The following is a 20027-nucleotide window of genomic DNA, read 5'->3' on the forward strand; positions in this document are numbered from 1 at the left end:
CCCGGAGGCGGATCGTCCGTTACGGGGTTCGACTCCGGCCCCTTCGGCGGCATGATGAGGCGGACCATCCGGTTCCTGCGCCCCATACGCCCCGGGAGTCACAGTTTTGTCCGCAGTGAACGAGCCTCAGCTGTCCGCGGCGGACGACACCCCGCTCGCCGTCGCCCTCGTCGGCGCGGGCCCCCGAGGCACCAGCGTCCTGGAGCGCCTGTGCGCCTCGGCCGCCGAACTCCTCGCCCCGGGCACCCGCCTGACCGTCCACGTCGTCGACCCCGCACCCCCGGGCCCCGGCCGCGTCTGGCGGACCGCACAGCCGCCCGAGCTGCTGATGAACACGGTCGCCTCCCAGGTGACCCTCTTCACCGACGAGAGCGTCGACTGCGCGGGGCCCGTGCGGCCCGGTCCGAGTCTGTACGAGTGGGCCGCGAGCGGGGCGGGCGACGGGCGCGGCGGGCGTGAGCCGGGGCTCGGGCCCGACGACTACCCGACCCGCGCCTGCTACGGGCGCTACCTGGAGTGGGTCTTCGCCGAAGTGCTGCGCACCGCCCCGGGCGCGGTGCGCGTCGAGGTGCACGCCGCCCGTGCGGTGCGGCTGGAGGACCTGGAGGAGCCGCAGGAGCCGGAAGGCGGGGGCGGGGGGCTTCAGGTTCTCGTCCTCGACGACGGGCGGGAGCTGGCCGGGCTCGCCGCCGTGGTGCTCGCCCAGGGGCATCTGCCCGCGATCGCCGGCCGGGGGCAGGAGCGGCTCGCCGAGCACGCCGCCCGCCACGGCCTGCGCCACTTCGCGCCCGCCAACCCGGCCGACCTGGACCTGTCGCCGCTTGCCCCCGGCGAGCCGGTGCTGCTGCGCGGGCTCGGCCTCAACTTCTTCGACCACATGACGCTGCTGACCGAGGGGCGCGGCGGGCGGTACGAGCGGGGGGCCGACGGCCGCCTCCGGTATCTGGTCTCGGGCAACGAGCCGCGCCTGTACGCCGGTTCGCGGCGCGGCATCCCGTACCAGGCGCGCGGCGACAACGAGAAGGGCCCCTACGGGCGGCACCGGCCCGCGGTGCTCACCGGCGACGTCATAGCCCGCTTCCGCAAGCGCGCCGACAGCGGGGACGCCCCGGACTTCCTCGCGGAGATATGGCCGCTGGTCGCCAAGGAAGTGGAGACGGTCTACTACGCGGCGCTCCTCGGCGAGCGCGGCGGTGCCGCCTTCCGCGAGCGGTTCCTGGCCACCGGGCACCGCAGCCCCCAAGAAGCCCTGATCCTCGACGAGTTCGGGGTGGACGAGAGCGAGCGCTGGTCCTGGGACCGGCTGTCGAGGCCGCACGCGGACCGCGCCTTCGGCTCCCCGGGCGAGCACCGGGCCTGGCTCCTCGCCCATCTGCGCGAGGACGCCGCGCAGGCCGCGCTCGGCAACGTCGCGGGCCCCCGCAAGGCCGCCCTCGACGTGCTCCGCGACCTCCGCAACGAGCTGCGGCTCATCGTCGACCACGGCGGCCTGACCGGGGCCTCCCGGCGCGAACACCTCGACCGCTGGTACACCCCGCTCAACGCCTTCCTGTCGATCGGGCCGCCCCGCCGCCGCGTCGAGGAGATGACGGCCCTGATCGAGGCGGGCGTCCTCGACGTGCTCGGTCCGCGCCTCGAGGTGCGGGCCGGGGACGGGGCGTTCCACGCGCACTCCCCCGACGTCGCGGGCTCCGGGGTGCGGGTGAGCACGCTGATCGAGGCGCGGCTCCCCGAGCCGGACCTCCGGCGCACCCGGGACGAGCTGCTCGGGCGGCTCCTGAAGACCGGACAGTGCCGCCCGCATGTGGTCGACGGGTACGAAACCGGAGGATTGGATGTGACGCCCCGCCCGTACCGCCTCCTGGACCGCCAAGGGCGCGCCCACGCACGGCGGTTCGCCTTCGGGGTGCCGACCGAGGGGGTGCACTGGGTGACCGCCGCCGGGGCCAGGCCCGGGGTCGACTCGGTGACCCTGTCGGACGCGGACGCGGTGGCACGAGCGGTACTGCGGACGGTGGCGCAGGCGCAAGTGGGACTGGCCGGTAGCTGCCAGAACCGGGAAGCGGAATGCCCGGGATGGCCAGATGTTGAACTTGCAAGCATTGATTAGGTGCGCCTAACCTAGGGCCTCCGCTCGGTTACCCGTCCCCAAAACCGAAGGAGTCCCCACCATGACTGGACGGCTCAACAGCGCCCAGCCCTACGCCCTCGGCCTGTTCCGCATAGTCATCGGCCTGCTCTTCGCCTGCCACGGCGCGAGCACGCTCTTTGACGTGCTCGGCGGCCCGATGGGCGGCAAGGCCCCCGAGGTCGGCGCCTGGCCCAGCTGGTACGCGGCCGTGATCCAGCTCGTCGGCGGCGGCCTGGTGATGCTCGGCCTCGGCACCCGCGCCGCGGCGTTCATCTCGTCCGGCTCGATGGCCTACGCCTACTTCAAGGTCCACCAGCCAGAGGCCCTGTGGCCCCTGCAGAACGGTGGCGAGGCATCGGCGATCTTCTGCTGGGCCATGCTGCTCTTCGTCTTCACCGGCTCGGGCGCGCTCGGCCTCGACCGGCTCTTCGCCGCGCGCGGCGCGGACGGCCAGGAGTCGGCCTCGGACCGCACGCCGATCGCCGCCTGACGGCACCCTGCCCCACGACGGCGCCCCTTCCCTTCGTACGAGGGAAGGGGCGCCGTTCTGTGTCCGCCGGCTCTGTGTCCGCCGGCTCTGTGTCCCCCGGCTCTGTGTCCCCCGGCTCTGCGAGAGCGGGCTCTACGGGAAGGGCGGTGAGCCGAAGGGCACGGTGAAGCAGGCCACCCGGTCGCCCGCACCGCCCTGCTCGCGGTGGAGCACCACGGACTGGGCCCCGCCCGGACGCAGTCCCCAGCGGTGGTGGGCGCTCGCCCGGCCCGAGCCGTCCGCCCGTGCCGTGAAGTCGAGCCACACCTCGTTGTCGGGGTTGCGGTAGGCCGGGTTCTCGGAGGGCTGCACCGGGTCGGGGCGGTGCTGGTAGTGGCCGCCGGCCGCCGCCGGGTCGGCGCCGCAGGGCTTCTGGTGGACGTGCACGCCGTACTTGTGGCCCGCCTTCAGGCCCGTGACCCGCAGCCCGACCGTCGTGCCGCGCTCGTCGCTGCGCTGCTCGACCCGGATCCACGCCGCCGCGGGGACCAGCTTCATGTCGTACGTGATCGCGGGCGACGGGATCAGCGCCGTCGGCGGCGCGAACTGCGCCGAGGCCCGCACCCAGTAACAGTCCGCGGCGCCCGGACTCGCGCCGCCGCCCGCCGCGAGCACCGCCGCCGCCACCGCGCCGGCCAGCATTCCTGCCACCATGTCCCTGCTCTCCTTCGCCTCGCCCCCTTGTCGTGTCCTGCTTCGTTGGTACGGGACGTGGAGGGCGCCCGCTCCGCGGGGGACGGCAGGTGGGTGAACGTGATGTAGCGAACATCTGAGCCCCCAGCGGATCTCCGCCCGAGGGCTCGGCGTACGCTGTACAGCTGTCGTCAGCCCCGGCCGCCCCAGCAGTCACCGTGGCACCAGGGCCGATGATGGGGGTGCAAGGGGGAAACGGGGACATGGGGAGTTTGTTCGGTGCTTGAGAGCTTGGGTGCGTTGACCGGCAGCCCATGGATCTATGTCGTGGTCGTCGTCTCCGTGCTCTGCGACGTCTTCGTCCCCGTGCTGCCCAGCGGCGTGCTCGTCATCACGGCGGCCACCGCGGCGGCGGCCGCCGGGACCAACTCGGGACACGTCCCGCGCGACGTCCCCGACATGCTGGTCCTCACGCTGTGCGCGGCCACCGCCTCGGTCCTCGGCGACCTCGTCGCCTACCGGCTCGCCTGGCGCGGCGGCGAACGCTTCGACCGTGCCATCGCCCGCTCCCGCCGCCTCACGAGCGCGCAGGAACGGCTCGGCGCGGCGCTCCAGCGGGGCGGCGGCGCCCTCGTGATCCTCGCCCGCTTCGCCCCGGCGGGCCGCTCGGTCGTCTCCCTGGGCGCGGGCGCGGCACACCGCACGGTGCGCGAGTTCCTGCCCTGGTCGGCCCTGGCCGGCGTGGCCTGGGCCCTCTACAGCGTCGGCCTCGGCTACTTCGGCGGCCAGTGGCTCGGCGCGACCTGGCTGGCGACGGGCGTCTCGGTGCTCGCGCTGTTCGGGGCGGGCGCGGCGGCGGCCTTCATGATGCGCCGCCCGGCCCCGGCGACGTGACCTTCCGGGCACACGGCGCCCGGCCCACCGACTAACTCGCGGAGCGGCTCGCGGCGCCCCGCACCTCCAGGTGGGCGAGCAGGTCCGCCGTCGCCTCCGCCACCGCGTCGACCGCGCGGTCGAAGACCTCGCGGTTGTGGGCGGCCGGGGCGCGGAAGCCGGACACCTTGCGCACGTACTGGAGCGCGGCGGCGCGGATCTCCTCCTCGGTGGCCTCTTCGGGGAGCACGGGCGGGCGGAGTGTCTTGATGCTGCGGCACATGCCTCCAGCTTGCCTCGCCCGGCGCCCCGCCGTCGGCATACCGCCCTTCTTCCCGACTCTGCGCGATCGCACAGTGTCGGGGCACGAGGCTTCTGGTGATCGGCTGCTCGTAGCGACTTCTGATGATCGGCGGCTCGGAGCGACTTCTGGTGACGGCGGCTCGGAGCGTGCCGGGCTCCCGGAGGGATCAGCCCAGTCCTTGCCCGACCCTCTTCGCCCGCCCCAGCAAGAGCTCCCGCTCCCTCTCGTTCCGCGTCAGCGACGCCGCCCGTTCGAACTCCGCCCGCGCCTCCTCCGTGCGCCCGAGCCGCTCCAGCAGGTCCCCTCGTACGCTCGGCAGCAAGTGGTAGTCCTTCAGGGCCGGTTCGGCCGCGAGGGCGTCCACGAGGGGCAGGGCCGCCGCCGGGCCGTGGGCCATGGAGACGGCGACCGCGCGGTTCAGCTCCACCACCGGGGACGGGGTGAGGGTGACGAGGCGGCCGTAGAGGGCGGCGATCGACGTCCAGTCCGTGTCCTCGTAACGGACCGCCTGAGCGTGGCACGCGGCGATCGCGGCCTGGAGGGCGTACGGGCCCATGTCCGGGCCGATCCCGGCGCGCTCCAGGGCGGCGAAGCCGCGGCGGATCAGCATGCGGTTCCACTTGGCCCGGTTCTGCTGAGCGAGCAGCACGGGCTCCCCTTCGGGCCCCGTGCGGGCCGTGAAGCGGGACGCCTGGAACTCCAACAGACCGGCCAGCGCGTGCACTTCGGGCTCCTCGGGCATGAGCCCGGCGAGCACCCGGGCGAGCCGGAGCGCGTCCTCGCACAGGGCGGGGCGCAGCAGGTCGTCGCCCGCCGTCGCGGCGTAACCCTCGTTGAAGATCAGGTAGATGACGTCGAGGACGGACGCCAGACGCGCGGGCCGCTCGGCGGCGGCCGGCACCTCGAAGGGCACCTGCGCCCGCGCGAGGGACCGCTTGGCCCGTACGACACGCTTGGCCACCGTCGCCTCGGAGACCAGGAACGCGCGCGCGATCTCCGTCGTCGACAGTCCGCCCAACAGGCGCAGTGTGAGGGCGACTTGGGCCTGCGTCGACAGGACCGGGTGGCACGCGGTGAAGATCAGCCGGAGCAGGTCGTCGTCGATGTCGTCGGCGTCGGCGAGGTCGGGCGGCGGCACGTCCTCCAGGGTCCGGCCGACCTCCGCCAGCTTGCGCGCGTACGTCTCCTTGCGGCGTACGAGATCGATGGCGCGCCGCTTCGCCGTGGTCATGAGCCACGCGCCGGGCCGGTCCGGCACCCCCGCCGCGGGCCACTGTTCGAGCGCGGCGACCAGGGCGTCCTGCGCGAGTTCCTCGGCGATGCCCACGTCGCGCACGATGTGGGCGACGCCCGCGATGATCCGCGCCGACTCGATCCTGAAGACCGCCTCGACCGTCGTCCGGACCGGTCCGGTCGCACTTCCTGCCGTCACGGGCACCCATCAGAGCAGCCATCGAGAGGACGGGCAAGCGCGACCGGTCGGCCGGTCAGCGGTCAGCGGTCAGCGGTCAGCGGTCAGCGGTCAGCGGTCAGCGGTCAGCGGTCAGCGGTCAGCGGTCAGCGGTCAGCGGTCAGACGAACGGAGTCGGCGGTCGACTCACCGTTCCGTCTCCGCCCGTCTCTCCGTCCCCGCTCACATCTCCTCGATCTCGCGGATCTCGGCCGAGACGGTCCACTCCTTGGGGTGGATCTCCAGGAACCGCTTCGTCCACTCCAGGGCCTCGGCCTTGTCCTTGGCCTGGATGATGGAGTAGCCGCCCACGACCTCCTTGGTCTCGGTGAACGGCCCGTCGGTGTAGCCGAGTTGGCCACCGTCCCAGGTGACCCGGGTGCCCTCGGCGGTCGGCTTGAGCCCGGCCGTGTCGAGCATGACCCCGGCCTTGGTGATCTCTTCGTAGAGCTGGCCCATGCGCTCGTCGAAGTCGCACCCCGAGCCCTCGGCCGGGGGGTTCTGCTCGTCGATACGGATCATGGTCAGGAAGCGCGGCATGGTGACTCCTCGGTCTGAGTGGTGCGGCGGACTCTTCCGCCTCTCACTCCTGCGTCGAACGGCGCCGCGCCGGATCGACACCTTCCCCGAAGAATCTTGAAAAAGTTTTCCGGCTCAGGCCGGCACGCCGTCGACCGTCGGCACGACCACGCCGAACAGGTCCCCGACCGTCGTCAGCGCGGCGGCGTGCAGCGCGGCCGCGGGCACCACCGAGCCGTCCGGTCCCGGCAGGGCGCGCGTCGCGGTGGCCTCGGCGACGACGGTGGGCCGGTAGCCGAGGTTGAAGGCGCCCTGGGCGGTGAAGGCCACGCACATGTGCGTCATGAACCCGGCCAGGACGAGGTCCTTGCCGCTGCCCGGGCCGAAACCCAGGCCGGTCAGGGTCTTTTCGAGCTCGGTGGCGTGGAAGGAGTTCGGGAACTGCTTCACCACGACGGTCTCGCCGTCGACCGGGGCGACCTCGTCGCTGATCGCGCCGATGTGGGCGCGGATGTCGTACGGGGTGCCCTCGCCGCCGTCGTTGACGACGTGGACGACCGGGGTGCCGGCGGCCCGGGCGCGCTCCAGCAGCAGGGCCCCGGCGGCGAGCGCCTCGTCGGCCCCCTCCAGGGCCATGACGCCCTCGCGGTAGGTGTTCTGGAAGTCGATCAGGACCAGGACGGACTCGCTCAGGCGGGGCGGCGTGCTGTCGAGGCCGACGACGTCGCGGAGGGTCTTGGACGGGGTGGTGTTGCTGCTCATCGGGGGTCCTTTCACAGGTGATACAGCGGTTTCGGGCATGGCGGAGCCAGCCTCAGGAAGGTGAGAGAGGTACGTGGTGAGTGGCGAGTGGTGAGTGGCGCGGTCAGGCGATCTGCGTGCGGAAGCGGCGCCGGTAGGCCACCGGCGTCGTCGCGAGCTGCCGCCGGAACGCCCGGTGCAGCGTCTCGACCGAGCCGAGCCCGGCCGCGGCCGCGATCCGGTCGAGCGGCTGGTCGGTGGTCTCGAGGAGGCGCCGGGCGACCTCGATGCGCGCGGCCTCGACGTAGACCGCGGGGCTGCTGCCCGTCTCCTGGGTGAAGACCCGGGCGAAGTGCCGCTCGCTCAGACACATCCGCTCGGCCAGGGCCGCCGCGGACAGGTCGTGGTCGAGGTGGTCGGCGATCCACAGCCGGAGCTCGTCGATGTCCCGGCGCGCGGTGGCCGAGCGGCGCAGCGGCACCGAGAACTGGCTCTGGCCGCCCTGCCGCTTGAGGTACATCACCAGCTGCCGGGCCACCGCGAGCGCCGTCTGCTCGCCCTGGTCCTCGGCGACCAGGGCGAGGGCGAGATCCAGACAGGCGCTGATCCCGGCTCCGGTCCACAGGCGGCCCCGGTCGGTCCTGACGAAGATCGGGTCCGGGTCGACCGTGACGTCCGGGTGGTCGGCGGCGAGCTGGCTCGCGGTCGACCAGTGGGTCGTCGCCGTCTTCCCGTCCAACAGGCCCGCCGCGGCCAGCACATGGGCGCCCACACAGACGGACGCCACCCGCCGGGCGTGCGGCGCGGTCGCCTTCACCCAGGCCACGACGTCCGCGTCGATACGGGCCACGGGCCCCGCCTCGGCCATGTCGACGGCGCCCGGCACGAGCAGGGTGTCCACCTGCCCGCCCACGTCGTCGAAGGCGAGGTCCGCGAGCAGCCGGACCCCGGCCGAGGTCCGCACCGGGCCCGCGGCCGGACCGGCGAGGCGCACCTCGTACCCGGCGCGGCCGCCGGTCTCCCGGTTGGCCAGGGCGAAGACCTCGGCCGGGCCGGTGACGTCGAGGAGGTCGACGTCGGGGAAGACCGCGATGACGACTCGGTGCGGAAGGGGCATGTCCTCATGCTCACCGCTCCGCCCTCATGGCCGCAATGACGATTCCCTGTCACATCCAGACATCCGGACACCCTCGCCCGCCCTCCGCTTCCGCACTCCCCGGACCGGATCAAGACACTCCACCGGCTTCGCTCGCCTCTCGAATTCGAACAGGAGTAGCATTCCCGCGTGGCTGCATCACCGTCGTCTTCCGCGTACGAGTTCCCCAGCGACCTCCTCGCCGGACAGGAGGAACTGCACCAGGTCAGGTCCGAGCTGATCGCCCTCCTGAAGCGCCTCCCCTGGTCCGTCGAGCCCCTCGACGGCTTCAGCGACGACGGCGGCTGGCGCAAGGTGGAGCGCCCCGCGTCCCCCGGCTGGACCCCGGACGAGCAGGCCGAGGTCGAGAAACTCCGCGACAGGGAGCGAGAGTTGGCCGTCTTCGTCAGCTGTCACCGCTTCTGGAAAGAGCTGTCGGGGCCCGACGCGGTCACGGCACGCGCGCAACTCAAGCACGCCCACGCCACTCCGCCCCCGCCCGGCTCCGGCGCCGACGAAAGCCGTTGACAGGCGGCTACGGCGGGCGTTGACTCGCCGTACGGCTCCCCGCGATTCCAGGAACTCCAGCCCTGTGAGCCCGCGGAGGTAATCACGACATGACTGTTCTGCTCACCGCTCTGCTCGTGCTGCTGATCGGCTTCGGCTTCGCCAACCATCTGCTCTGGCTGGCCGCGGCGGCACTCCTCTACTTCATGGTCAAGTACCGGGACGAGCTCAAGCCCGGCTCCGGATCCGGGAGTTCCGGCTCCGGTGCCGCGGGCGGGGGCGGGGGCGCGGGAGGCTCCGGCGGTGGCGGCGGTGGCGGCGGCGGCTTCACCGCCCCGAACTACCACGCGTACCGCGTCCGCCGCGACCGCATGGAGCGCTGGGACCGCAGGTACCGCCGCACCCACCGCACACGCCGCTCCTGACCGTGACGGGCGCGGCTCCCCGTAGGCTCCGGACGCGCCCCTCCGTACGTGACGGATGTGACCCCACGTAACTGATGCGGCTCCCGCGATACGACTAGTCACCGGTACGAGTGGCGCGATGACTGCGCGCGGCGACGGCTGGGGTATTGCTGAACACGCAACGCAATCACCCAACGTAATCACCGCACTTGGGGAGCCACTCACATGCGCCACCGCGCCCTCCTCGCCCCTGCCGCCGTCCTGGCAGCGGCCCTCACGACCTTCGCCCAAACGGCCGCAGCGACGCCGGACACCTCCACGTCACGAGCACACTCCGTAGCCACCCCGCCCGGCCGCGTCTGCTTCTGGACGCAACCCGGCATGATGGGCCAGGCGTGGTGTTACGGCCCGCCGGGCTACGCCGAGGCGGAGAACGGCACCCAGCGCAACGCCCACTCCTTCGAGTCCCGCTACAACGGCACGGTCTACGCGATCAGTTACAGCTCGGGCTCCGGCTGCCTCTACCGGGAGATCCGCACGGACGACTACTCCGAGGACTGGGAGTGGGCCGGAAAGCTCGACGGCGTCAGCCACGAGACCATGGGCTGCGAGCCGGGCTGATCCACCGATCATGAGCAGCACACCTCCCCAACTGCCGGTGCCGTCAAGGGCATTGCTCTCCCGTCACCGCACCGCCGGAGCCCTCGCCCTGTGCGCCGCCGTCCTCCTGAGCACCCTCACCGGCTGCGCACCCGCCCCTGCCCGCCCGCACGTCCTCTCCTCGGCCGACATCATCAGGGCCGCGCAACAGCAGCTCACGGACCGCTGCCTGCTCCGCCAGGGCCTCACCCCGCCCAGGCCGGGACGGCACGCCAGGAGCGAGGCCGAGGAACAGCGCATGTCCGGCGCCCTGTTCGGCTCCGGCCGCACCGAACTCTCCCTGACCCTGCCCACCGGCTACTCGGTGCGCGCCCACACCGACGGCTGTCTGGCCGCGGCCCAGCGCTCCCTCTACGGCGACCAGCGCCGCTGGTTCCACGCCTCCACCATCGTCAACAACCTCAAGCCCGAGGCGGCCCACGGCCACGACAGCCTCGCCTCGGTCCGCGACCGCCACCGCGCCGACATCGCGGAGTGGCAGCGGCTGCGCGCCCGCGCCCTGACCCGGGCCAAGGCACAACTCACCCGCCAGCGCCAGAACACCCACCAGCACCAGAAGGAGAACGTCTCTCGATGAACAAGCCCCTCGCCCTGCTCTCGGCCACCCTGCTCACGCTCGGCGGCGCCTTCATGACCACCACCGGCACCGCCCAGGCGGCCTCGTGCCCGAGCGGCGAGTTCTGCGCCTGGACGGACGCCAACTTCGGCGGCCAGCGCACCAACTGGTCGGGCGACGACCACGACTGGGAGGACCCGATCCAGGACCAGGACTCCTCCTGGGCCAACCACGGCATCACCGGCCCCGGCATCAAGGACCACGTCCAGGTCTACGAGAACCCGGGCCTGATCGGCCTCGGCACGGTCTGCCTCGGCCCCGGCCAGGAGATCGCCTCCGACAGCTGGGGCAACGACAGCGGCGACTCCCACACCTGGAAGATGGAGTGCTGACGCACGGCCCGCACGACCTCGCGGGCCCCGCATGACAAAGACCCCCAGCCGCAGTTGGCTGGGGGTCTCGGTCGCTGGTGGGCGCGGACGGTTTCGAACCGCCGACATCTGCCTTGTAAGGGCAGCGCTCTACCGCTGAGCTACGCGCCCGGGTTGAATCGACAGCCTACCTTGCCGGTGGGCCCGGCTCGCAAACCCGTCACGAGCTGCGGGACGCCCGTCCCGCCGGCGGGCAAAGTCACCGTGCGCGGTGCGAACTATCCGCCCGGTGTGTTCGTCTTTACCGGGTGGGAGAATGGGACACCGGGCAGGGCGAATGACAGCACGGGAGAGGGAAGTGACGGCGACGACACCTACGCGGCCGCACACGCCGAGCGGGCCGCGCGCGGACCGACGCCGCCATGGGTCCTCCGTACCCGCGTCTCCCGTCGCCCGCCGCTCCCGCCCGCGCCTGCGCGGAGCCGTCGCGGACACGCTGACGCTGATGCTGCTGCCCCTCCCGCTGCTCGCCGCCGCACTCCCCGCCGCCTTCGCCTCCGGCGGCACCCGGCGCTGGTTCGGCGGCCGGGGCGAGAGCGTGCGGGCCGAGGCGCAGGCCGCGAAGGACGCCGCGGCGGCCGCGTTCTATGAGCTGGACACGGCCCAGCGCGATCTGCGGATCTCCATCGAGACCATCGTCGCCGTCGACTCCACCCCCGCCGCCCAGCGCGCCGTCGCCGACTTCGAGGCGCTCGGCCACCGCATCGACGAGGTAAGCCAGCGCTACATCACGGCGGTCGACGCCCACGACCTGGACCGGGACGACCTGGACAGCTCCGTCGCCGCCCGCGCCCGCACCGAGCTGACCCAGGCGAAGGACGAGCTGACGCGGGCCAAGCAGGACCTGGAGCGGTTCTCGCAGGGGCTCGGCCCGCTCCTCGACAAGGCCGAGACACAGCTGGCCCGGCTCGCCCCGGCGGTGGAGCGCGCCCGCCAGACCCTGCTCGCCGCCAGCAACGCCCTGGACGCGGTGCGCGCCGCGGGCCTCAGGGCCGACGACCTCGCCGCCCGGCTCGCCGCCCTCGGCCCCGAGCTGACCAAGCTCAACCAGGGCGCGGGCCGCCATGGCGTGCCGGAGACGCTGCAGCGCGCGGACCGTGTCCTGCGCGACGCGGAGGCCGTGCGCGCCGAGGCCGAGCGGCTGCCCGAGCGGGCCAAGGAGATCGACAAGCGGCTGGTCTCGCTGCGGACGCGCGCGCAGGCGCTCACCACCCGCAGCGGCCAGGTCGACCCGGTCCTCAGCGAGCTGCGGCGCCGGTTCGCCGCCGCCTGCTGGCAGGACCTCCAGCGGGTCCCCGACCAGGCCGGTGAGAACGTGCGGCAGGCCGAGACCAAGCTCAAGGAGGCCCAGCAGGCGCGCGACGACCAGCGCTGGCCGGACGCCACCGCGCTGCTCTCCACGGTCCGCGCCCTGCTCAACTCGACGGACGAGGCGGTGTCCGCGGCCGGCGACCGGCTGCGCCGGCTGAACGCGGTCGCGAAGGACCCGCAGCAGGAGATCGAGCGCACCCGCTTCGCGATCCGGGACGCCCAGCGGCTGGCCATGGCGGGCCGCCACACCCCCGAGCCCCGGCACGCCCGCCCCCTCGACGACTCGGTGGCCCGTCTGGACCGGGCGATCGCCTCGCTCGAAGGGCGCCACCCCGACTACTGGCACTTCCTGACCGAGACGGAGGCGGTGCGCGGGACGGTGGCGCGGGTCGTCTCGCAGATCAGGGAAGAGCGGGGCCAGGGCGCCTGACCAGCGCGGTCGGGCCCGGCAGCGCCCGCTGCGGTTGGTGGTCCGCCCCCTGCGGGCGGATGCTGGACGTACGTACGTCCTCCACGAAGTACGTCAGTCGTCCGCGCGCACGAAGGAGGCGGACATGGCCACGCACGTGCTGCATCCACGGCGACACCACATCACCCTCGACGAGCACCTGCCCGTCGACCACCGTCTCAGCCGGGTCTACCGCGTCGGCGCGGGCCTCATGGGTCTCGTCCTGCTCGCGTTCGGGGTGCTCGGCCTGATCGACAAGATCGGCTTCTTCGACACCCGGGGCGACACCGTCGCGGGCCTGAACACCAACGGCGCGCTGAGCGTCCTGTCCATCGGCGTCGGGCTGCTGCTCTTCGCGGGCATGGTGATCGGCGGGAACTTCGCGTCGACCCTGAACATGGTGCTCGGCGTCGTGTTCATCCTCAGCGGCTTCGTCAACCTCGCCCTGCTGGACTCCGGCTACAACTTCCTCGCGTTCCGCATCCAGAACGTGCTGTTCAGCTTTGTGGTGGGTGTCCTGCTGATGTTCTTCGGCATGTACGGGCGGGTCGGCAGCGCCCTTCCGCACGACAATCCGTACTGGAAGGCGCGCCACCGCGACGGCTGAGGTCAGCCGCAGCAGCCCCCGCCGCAACAGCCGCCGCCCCCGCCCGACTTCGGGGCGGGCGCCGCGGCCGCGCCGCCGACGGCCACCGTCGACAGGAGCTTGACCGTGTCGTCGTGCCCGGCGGGGCAGGCGGCAGGGGCGCTGGACTCGGCCATGGGACGGCTGAGTTCGAAGGTGTCGCCGCAGCTGCGGCAGCGGTACTCGTATCGGGGCATGGGCACAGGTTACGAGGTCCCCGGCGGACGTGGGGCGGCCCGGGTCACACGCTTCCCGCGGCGCCCAGGAAGCGGCGGAGGATCTCCTCACCCGCCGCCACGCCCCGCTCCGCCAGCGCCGTGAGACCGGGCGCCGCGAAAGCGGTGTCGGCCAGCTCCCCGTGGCCGGGGCGCCAGGAGCGGTCGGCGGCGAGCAGGAGATCGGCGTCGAGCAGCGAGTCACCGGCGGCCAGGACCTGTCCGGCGCCGACGCGGCGGGCCACCTCGCGCGCCGCCGCGCTCTTGGTGAGCGGCTTCGGCACCGCGTAGATCTTGCGGCCCTGGAGCGAGACGGTCCAGCCGCGCCCCTCCGCCCACGCCGCGAGCTCCTTCACCCAGGCGTCCGGCAGCAGCGCCCGCTCGACGACGAGGTATGCGAACAGGTCCTCGGCGACGCGCTCCTTGAGCAGCCACGCCGGGTCGGCCGTGCGCACCAGGTGGTCGCGGACCTCGGCGAGCGGGGCGCACTCGGCGGCGAGGCGGACCCCGACGGCGGCCCGCCAGTCGGGGTCGGAGACGCCGTCGACCAGCAGGTGGCCGCCGTTGGCGCAGATCGCGAACTTCGGTACCGGGCCCGGCAGTCGGATGCGCCGGTACTGCTCGCGGGTGCGCGTGGTGGTGGGCACGAAGACGGCGGCGCGGCCGAGCTCGTCCAACAGCCCGGCGGCGGTCTCCGTCACGTACGACAGCGGCTTGCCCTCGTACACCTCGACGCAGAGCAGCCGGGGCGCCTCGGCGTCGGGCACGGTCAGGCCGAGGGCGGCGGCGGAGTAGATGAGGGTGCGGTCGAGGTCGCTGGCGACGACGGTCACGGGGGTGGTCGCTTCGGTCACGGGAGTGGTCACTTCGCCGCCACCGCCTTGCCGTCCGCGCCCGTGGCGCCGCGCGTGTACTTCGGGTGGATCAACCCGACGCAGCTGTACGGGAGTTCGGCGACCTCTTCGACGGGGACGCCGCGCTGCTCGGCGAGGAGCCGGATGTGGTCGAGGTCGGCCCCGGCACCGGCGCGGGCCAGGATCTTCCAGGGCACGCGGCGCAGCAGCACGCGGGTGGTCTCGCCGACGCCGGGCTTGACGAGGTTCACGTCGTGGATGCCGTACTCCTCGCTGATCCGCTCGACGGCGGCCCAGCCCTCCCAGGTGGGCGCGCGGTCCACCGAGAGCACCTCCTTGACCTGGGCGTCCACCGCGTCGGCCACCTCGTCGAAGCGGTCCTGGACCGCGGCGAGGAAGTCCCGGGAGACATCGGCGTCGGCGAGCTCGCGGTAGAACTTCGCGCCGTGGAAGTCGTGCGGGCCCACCAGGTCGGCGCGGAGCACCGTACGGGAAATGAGGCCGGAGACCGTGGAGTTGAGGCACGCGGAGGGGATCAGGTAGTCCTCGCGGGTGCCGTAGGTGCGCACGCAGGAGCCGGGGTCGGCGAGCACGGCGATGTCGGGGCTGAAGCCCCTGGCGCCGCCGCCCTCCTCGAACTCCCGTATCGCTTCGGCGAGTTCGCGGGTGATGGCACCCTTGCCGGTCCAGCCGTCGACGAACACGACGTCGGCCGGGTCGTGGTGGGCGGCCAGCCAGCGCAGCGCGTTGGCGTCGATGCCGCGGCCGCGCACGATCGACACCGCGTAGTGCGGCAGGTCCAGGCCCCGGCGGTGCGCGGCCCAGCGGCGCATGAGGACGCCGACGGGGGTGCCCGCGCGGGCGAGCGAGACGAGCACCGGGCGCGGTGACCGCTCGGCGAGCACCGTCTCGGTGACGACCCCGGCGGCCTGCGCGACGCGGGCGGCGGAGGCGTCGAGCGCGGCCCGGAACAGCTCCTGGTACTGCGCGCTCGGCTGGTACTCGACGGGCAGCGACTCCGCGTAGTGGGCGCCGCCGCTCTGGATGGCCTCCTCGCGCTCCTCGGTGGGGGCTTCGAGGGTGACGTCCGAGAGGTCCTGCAGCAGCCAGCCGACGTCTTCGGGCTCGTACGAGGAGAAGGCGGGGCCGCGGAGGGGCTCGGGCAGATCGGGCACGGCGGGCCTTTCGGGGACGTACGAGGGGACGACGGCGAGCAGCACGTGCCCGGTGTGCGCGCAGAGCTGCGCCAACAGGCCGTCGGGGGCGTGGAGTTCGGGGGTGTCGGCGACCGAGTCGACGACGGCGACGACCGCGTCGAAGCCGGCACCCGCGACGTTGTAGGCGTACCGCTCGCCGGGGCCGTCGGCGGAGGCGTCCGCGGGGTCGTCGTGGGCGGGGAAGACCAGGCGGCTGCGTATCGCGTAGCCGGGGTCGTCCACGGCGAGAACGGGCGAACGGGTGGTGGTGGAGTAGCGCACCTCCGCGTCCACGCCGCGCTCAAGGGCGACGCCGAGCGCGAGCGGCGCGTACATCAACTCCTCGAAGCCGAGGACGAGTACGCGGCGGGCAGCTGCCGGGAGCGCGTCGGCGATGCGCTCGGCCATGCCGGGCAGCGCGGCGTCCAGCGCCTTCCGGTGCTCCGGAGTGAAGCCGTGCCGCCCGCCGTCGGGGACACCCGCGGGCCAGCCGAGTGCGACGCGGGTGACGGGCGCGACAGGGACGACGGGGGCGCCTTCCGCGCGGGGCGCGGGCACCGCCGAGGTGGCCGCCTCGTGCTCCGCGACCAGCGCCTGCCCCTTCTCCAGGACGCCCTCGGGCAGCCGCACCGTGCCGCTCGCGGCCGCCACCAGGTCGACCCGGGCGCCGATCTCCGCGGCGAACTCCGCGAGCCGGCCCCGGTCCGCGGGCGAGCGCATGTCGACGAGCGCGACGATGACGTACCGGTCGCGGGGGTAGCGGGCGTGCAGGGCGCGGATGGTGTTGAGGACGGTGTTCCCGGTGGAGAACTCGTCGTCGACGAGGACCAACGCGCCGTCGCCCGCGAGGAGTTCGGGGTCCTCGGGCAGGATCAGATGGCTGGTGGCGTGCGAGTGGGCCTCCTCGAAGCCGCCCGCCCGGGCCACGCCGGGGACGGGGCGGCGGGTCGAGTGGAGGTAGGGGGCGCTGCCGATGCCGTCCGCGACGGAGTGGCCGAGGCCGGTCGCGGTCTCCGCGTAGCCGAGCACGACGGCGCGCGCGGCCGCGTCGGCGCCGAGCAACTCCCGCACCCGCAGACCGAGTTCGTATCCCGAGCGCCACACCACGGACGGCCGCTGCGGCACGTGCTTGCCGAGGACGTTCGACACCAGCAGATGGGCGCGCTTGGGGTTGCGGCGCAGGGCGAGCCCGAGCAACTCCTTCAGCCTGCCGTCACCGTCGGTCCCTTCGCCCCCTTCGAGCGCGACCCCGAGCCGCTCGGCGACCCATGTACCCGACCACTCCACGTTCTCTGTCTTCCTCACGTCGTTCACGTTCACGTTCGCGTTCATGGTCAGGCGGGCAGGCCCGCGGTGAGCAGCTCCACGAAGCCGATGTCCTCCTTGGCGACGCCGAAGACCTCGGCGCGCTGCAGGGTGCGCTCGGCCCAGGCGCGGTGCGGCTTCACCTCGTTCATCTTGTTCGTGTACGCGGAGCGCATCACTCCGCCGCCGTCGCGCTCGGGGCGCAGGATGTCCTCGGCGTCGGAGAACTCCTCGTGGCTGACGACGGACAGGGCGTGCACGGGCAGCACGTGCGAGGGGTGGATGCAGGTCTTGCCGAGCAGTCCGTTGGCCCGGTCGAGCTCGATCTCACGGAGCAGGCCGTCCATGTCGTGCTCGATGAGGGCCTGGCGCAGTTCGTCGGCGCGGCCCTCCAGGAAGGGGCTGCGGCGCAGCTGCGGCTTGAACATCCGCTCCTGGACCCGGAAGTACTCCCACACGGGTCCGGTCACGGTGAAGCCGGTGCCGTCGGCCCGGCCCAGGACGTTCACCACGTCCGCGATCACGGAGGCGACGATCTGCACGTCGTACGCCGTCATGTGCGGCGGCCTGCGCAGCCCGTGCGCCGAGCAGAAGTCGGTGACGCCGAGGCGCAGCGCGAGGACCCGGTCGCGGTACTTGTCGACGGTGCGGGAGATCCCGGCGAGCGTCTCGACGCGGCTCTCCAGGTGCAGCAGCTCGGGCGACTCCAGGACCGGCATGGCGAAGAGCCGCCGCCCGCTCGCCGCCTCGGCGGCCGTGAGCGCCTCGAGGAAGGGCACGCCCCGCTCCTCGGTGAACTTCGGCAGCACGAATCCGGACAGCAGGCGGATGGCGGGGCCGAGGCGGGCGGCCAGGTCGGGTATCTGCTCGGGCGTGCGGACGCGGATGAACAGGAGGGGCAGCTGGACCTCGATGCCGCGGGCGGCAAGGTCCGTGAACTGGCGGACGAGGTTCTCCTCGGCGTCGGTCACATCCGCGTCGCCGATCGAGTCCTCCAGGCACAGGACCATCGAGATCACGCCACGCCCGGCCTGTTTGACGATGTCGTCGGCGAGGCGGGGGCGGGTCGCGGGGCTGTAGAGGGTGGCGCCGAGGGCGGCCGCGAGCATGCGGGGCGGGGAGTCCGCGGTGAAGGCACACGGCTCCCTGTGGAAGAGGCGCTGACGCACCTCTGGGGCGATGTGCCCGAAATGACGCATGAGATTTCCTGGTTTCTCCCGTATCGACGGTACGCCCTGACGAGATGTGGCCGGTAATAGTACGTAGAGACCCATGTCCGGGGTTCCCTCCGGGCATGAAATTCAGGTAACCCACCCATGTCGTACGCGCTGGTCACAACCGTGGAGCCGCCCCTCGGCCGGATCCGCGCGAGGCAGCGGGCCACGGGCCCCCCGCGTTGTCCGGGCCCGAGCCGGGAAGGCAGGATGACCGCATGACGCACGCGATGTTGAAGGGGTCGAACGTCCCGCTGGACGCCACGGCGGTACGGGCGGTGCTCCGCTGGGCCCCGGGTCAGGGCGTGCCCGACGTCGACGCGTCGGCACTGCTGCTCGGCACCGACGGCCGCGTGCGCTCCGACGAGGACTTCGTCTTCTACAACCAGCCGCGCCACCCCTCGGGCAAGGTCTGGCGCCTCGGCAAGAAGCGCGTCGCCGAGGGCCTCACCGACACCATCCAGACCGACCTCGCGGGCCTGGACGCCGCGGTCGGCAGGGTCCTCCTGGTCGCTTCGGCGGACGACGTCCCCTTCGAGCGCGTACGGGCGCTGCGCATCCTGCTGTACGACGCCACGAGCGGCTCTGACGATCCGCTGGCGTACTTCGACATCACCCCGCAGACGGGCGCCGAGACCGCGCTGATCTGCGGTGAGCTCTACCGCCGCGGCGACGGCTGGAAGTTCCGCGCCCTGGGCGAGGGCTACTCGAACGGTCTGGTGGGCCTGGCCACCGACTTCGGGATCTCCGTGGACGAGTCGGAGGCCGCTCCCCCGGCGACCGGGCACCTGACCGCGGCCCCGGCGACCGCCGCGGCGGGCACGGCGGGCACGGCCGCTCCCGAGCCCGCACCCGAGGCCTCGCAGCCGCTGCCGCCGCCCGCCCAGGCACCCCAGACCGGCTACGGCTACCCGCAGCAGCCGCCGCTGCCGCCCCACCAGCCCGCGCCCCAGCCCGGCTACGGCTACCCGCAGCCCGCGGTGGCACAGCCTTCGTACGGCTATCCGCAGCCGGTCGCGCCCGTGCCGGACCCGAACTTCCGGATGCCGCCGCAGGGCCCGCAGTTCCTCGCCCGCTGAGCCCGGCCGACCGGCCGAGCCCGGCTGACCCGGCCGAGGCCCGCTGAGGCTCAGCCGCCGCCCGCCTTCGTCTTGTAGCCACGGCCCCACTTCATGCCCCAGCCGTAGAGCCGGTCGAGCTCGGACTGGAAGCCGTAGACGAACTTCACCTCGCGGGTGACGATCAGCTCGCCCTTGTGGTTCTCGATGGAGACCACGGCGCAGGACCGGGCCTGGGGCGCGCGCTCGTCGAGGTTGATCTCGATGCGCGGGCCGTTGCTCGGGTAGAGCGTCACCTTCGCGTGCGTGCGGTCGAAGGCGGGCGTCTGGTCGTAGATGTAGACGAAGACCAGGAGCCGCTTGATCGAGTCCCGGTGGTCGAGGTTGACGAAGAGCGTCTCGCCCGAGCCGGACCCGAAGCGGTCGTCGCCGCTGCCCTTCACGTACGGCGGCGAGTTGAGGCTGCCGAAGAAGTTGCCCAGCGGCTGCACCACGCCCTTGGCGCCGTCCGTCAGCTCGTACAGACAGCCGAGGTCGAGGTCGACGTTGACCATGCTCTGCGTGTGCGCCTGCACCTGCTCGGGCTGGAAGGCCCGGAAGGGGTGGCGCAGCAGGCCGCCCTTGCCCCGCTTGGTGACGATGTCCGACGTGCGCATCTGCCAGGACAGGTTGACCCGCAGATTGCCGCTGGCCGCGCCCTGCTTGTTGAGCGAGACCCGCGGCCGCCGCTTGGTGAGTTCGATGGAGTTGGTCGCCGCGCTCCCGGAGATGTACTCCGGCGACCGCCTCGGCCACAGACCGTCCAGGAAGGACATACCCGCCCCCAAATCACGTACGAATGCCCCGCTGTGAATGCCCCGCGGGGCGGCCCCGAGGAGTCATCCCCGATGGCCGCCCCGCAGAAGCGTTCCTCATTCAGGCCCTGGTC

Annotated in this window: 22 protein-coding genes and 1 tRNA gene; 11 read left to right on the top strand and 12 right to left on the bottom strand. The window is 72.8% G+C overall.

Going from position 1 to position 20027, the window contains the following annotated elements:
• Nucleotides 1–106 precede the first annotated feature (106 nt).
• Both ACQB60_RS03530 and ACQB60_RS03535 read left to right on the top strand, forming a co-directional pair.
• Complete coding sequence (locus ACQB60_RS03530; protein ID WP_496924299.1) at nt 107–2110, top strand: FAD/NAD(P)-binding protein; 2004 nt, start codon at nt 107–109, stop codon at nt 2108–2110.
• A 61-nt stretch (nt 2111–2171) separates the two neighbouring features.
• A complete protein-coding gene (locus ACQB60_RS03535) occupies nt 2172–2621 on the top strand; it encodes a DoxX family protein (protein ID WP_496924300.1) in 450 nt (149 codons plus the stop codon).
• Between the two features lie 132 nt (nt 2622–2753).
• Here the strand turns inward: ACQB60_RS03535 and ACQB60_RS03540 are convergent, their stop codons facing one another.
• A complete protein-coding gene (locus tag ACQB60_RS03540; protein WP_496924301.1) occupies nt 2754–3314 on the bottom strand; it encodes a superoxide dismutase family protein in 561 nt (186 codons plus the stop codon).
• A 258-nt stretch (nt 3315–3572) separates the two neighbouring features.
• Here ACQB60_RS03540 and ACQB60_RS03545 point away from each other — a divergent pair, with 258 nt between their 5' ends.
• On the top strand, nt 3573–4187 hold the full coding sequence (locus ACQB60_RS03545) for a DedA family protein (protein ID WP_496924302.1): 615 nt from the start codon (nt 3573–3575) through the stop codon (nt 4185–4187).
• Nucleotides 4188–4218: 31 nt separating this feature from the next.
• Here ACQB60_RS03545 and ACQB60_RS03550 read toward each other — a convergent pair whose 3' ends face one another.
• From ACQB60_RS03550 to ACQB60_RS03570, 5 genes are all read right to left on the bottom strand, one after another.
• Nucleotides 4219–4449, bottom strand: a complete 231-nt coding sequence (locus ACQB60_RS03550; protein WP_496924303.1) for a DUF2277 domain-containing protein — start codon at nt 4447–4449, stop codon at nt 4219–4221.
• 187 nt (nt 4450–4636) lie between these two features.
• The gene (locus ACQB60_RS03555; RefSeq protein WP_496924304.1) at nt 4637–5908 is read right to left on the bottom strand and encodes an RNA polymerase sigma factor; all 1272 of its coding nucleotides are present in this window, start codon (nt 5906–5908) and stop codon (nt 4637–4639) included.
• A 195-nt stretch (nt 5909–6103) separates the two neighbouring features.
• On the bottom strand, nt 6104–6460 hold the full coding sequence (locus ACQB60_RS03560) for a YciI family protein (protein ID WP_496924305.1): 357 nt from the start codon (nt 6458–6460) through the stop codon (nt 6104–6106).
• 114 nt (nt 6461–6574) lie between these two features.
• On the bottom strand, nt 6575–7201 hold the full coding sequence (locus ACQB60_RS03565) for an isochorismatase family protein (protein WP_496924306.1): 627 nt from the start codon (nt 7199–7201) through the stop codon (nt 6575–6577).
• A 103-nt stretch (nt 7202–7304) separates the two neighbouring features.
• A complete protein-coding gene (locus tag ACQB60_RS03570) occupies nt 7305–8297 on the bottom strand; it encodes a GlxA family transcriptional regulator (RefSeq protein WP_496924307.1) in 993 nt (330 codons plus the stop codon).
• A gap of 168 nt (nt 8298–8465) precedes the next feature.
• On the opposite strand from ACQB60_RS03570, the gene ACQB60_RS03575 reads away from it, so the two are divergent.
• The 5 genes from ACQB60_RS03575 (at nt 8466) to ACQB60_RS03595 (ending at nt 10834) form a co-directional block, all read left to right on the top strand.
• Nucleotides 8466–8843 carry a DUF8825 domain-containing protein gene (locus ACQB60_RS03575; RefSeq protein WP_496924308.1) on the top strand — a complete coding sequence of 126 codons (378 nt, stop codon included), beginning with the start codon at nt 8466–8468 and terminating at the stop codon, nt 8841–8843.
• An 89-nt stretch (nt 8844–8932) separates the two neighbouring features.
• Nucleotides 8933–9247 (top strand): hypothetical protein, encoded by a 315-nt coding sequence (locus ACQB60_RS03580; RefSeq protein WP_496924309.1) that lies wholly within the window; start codon nt 8933–8935, stop codon nt 9245–9247.
• A 204-nt stretch (nt 9248–9451) separates the two neighbouring features.
• Nucleotides 9452–9847, top strand: a complete 396-nt coding sequence (locus tag ACQB60_RS03585; protein ID WP_496924310.1) for a hypothetical protein — start codon at nt 9452–9454, stop codon at nt 9845–9847.
• A 10-nt stretch (nt 9848–9857) separates the two neighbouring features.
• The gene (locus tag ACQB60_RS03590) at nt 9858–10463 is read left to right on the top strand and encodes a hypothetical protein (protein WP_496924311.1); all 606 of its coding nucleotides are present in this window, start codon (nt 9858–9860) and stop codon (nt 10461–10463) included.
• On the top strand, nt 10460–10834 hold the full coding sequence (locus ACQB60_RS03595; RefSeq protein WP_496924312.1) for a peptidase inhibitor family I36 protein: 375 nt from the start codon (nt 10460–10462) through the stop codon (nt 10832–10834). Before ACQB60_RS03590 ends, ACQB60_RS03595 begins: the two co-directional genes overlap by 4 nt.
• Before the next feature lie 75 nt (nt 10835–10909).
• On the opposite strand, the gene ACQB60_RS03600 is transcribed toward ACQB60_RS03595, so the two are convergent.
• Nucleotides 10910–10984, bottom strand: a tRNA-Val gene (locus ACQB60_RS03600).
• Nucleotides 10985–11150: 166 nt separating this feature from the next.
• Between ACQB60_RS03600 and ACQB60_RS03605 the strand changes: the two genes are divergently transcribed.
• Both ACQB60_RS03605 and ACQB60_RS03610 read left to right on the top strand, forming a co-directional pair.
• Nucleotides 11151–12614, top strand: a complete 1464-nt coding sequence (locus ACQB60_RS03605; RefSeq protein ID WP_496924313.1) for a hypothetical protein — start codon at nt 11151–11153, stop codon at nt 12612–12614.
• Between the two features lie 124 nt (nt 12615–12738).
• Nucleotides 12739–13239 (top strand): DUF4383 domain-containing protein, encoded by a 501-nt coding sequence (locus tag ACQB60_RS03610; RefSeq protein ID WP_496924314.1) that lies wholly within the window; start codon nt 12739–12741, stop codon nt 13237–13239.
• Nucleotides 13240–13241: 2 nt separating this feature from the next.
• On the opposite strand, the gene ACQB60_RS03615 is transcribed toward ACQB60_RS03610, so the two are convergent.
• The 4 genes from ACQB60_RS03615 to ACQB60_RS03630 are packed head-to-tail and all read right to left on the bottom strand — an operon-like array spanning nt 13242 to nt 18026.
• On the bottom strand, nt 13242–13454 hold the full coding sequence (locus tag ACQB60_RS03615; protein WP_384830907.1) for an FmdB family zinc ribbon protein: 213 nt from the start codon (nt 13452–13454) through the stop codon (nt 13242–13244).
• 44 nt (nt 13455–13498) lie between these two features.
• Nucleotides 13499–14326 (bottom strand): HAD family hydrolase, encoded by an 828-nt coding sequence (locus tag ACQB60_RS03620; protein WP_496924315.1) that lies wholly within the window; start codon nt 14324–14326, stop codon nt 13499–13501.
• Nucleotides 14327–14334: 8 nt separating this feature from the next.
• Nucleotides 14335–16854 carry a phosphoribosyltransferase gene (locus tag ACQB60_RS03625; protein ID WP_496924316.1) on the bottom strand — a complete coding sequence of 840 codons (2520 nt, stop codon included), beginning with the start codon at nt 16852–16854 and terminating at the stop codon, nt 14335–14337.
• Nucleotides 16855–16856: 2 nt separating this feature from the next.
• Nucleotides 16857–18026: an HpcH/HpaI aldolase/citrate lyase family protein gene (locus ACQB60_RS03630; protein WP_496924317.1), complete on the bottom strand. Its 1170-nt coding sequence runs from the start codon at nt 18024–18026 to the stop codon at nt 16857–16859.
• Nucleotides 18027–18259: 233 nt separating this feature from the next.
• Between ACQB60_RS03630 and ACQB60_RS03635 the strand changes: the two genes are divergently transcribed.
• Entirely contained in the window at nt 18260–19120 is an 861-nt protein-coding gene (locus tag ACQB60_RS03635) for a TerD family protein (RefSeq protein ID WP_496924318.1), read from the top strand.
• Between the two features lie 50 nt (nt 19121–19170).
• On the opposite strand, the gene ACQB60_RS03640 is transcribed toward ACQB60_RS03635, so the two are convergent.
• Nucleotides 19171–19914, bottom strand: a complete 744-nt coding sequence (locus ACQB60_RS03640; protein WP_384830917.1) for a TerD family protein — start codon at nt 19912–19914, stop codon at nt 19171–19173.
• Nucleotides 19915–20027 lie beyond the last annotated feature (113 nt).

The organism is Streptomyces odontotermitis (genome assembly GCF_050510915.1).
Lineage (GTDB): Bacteria > Actinomycetota > Actinomycetes > Streptomycetales > Streptomycetaceae > Streptomyces.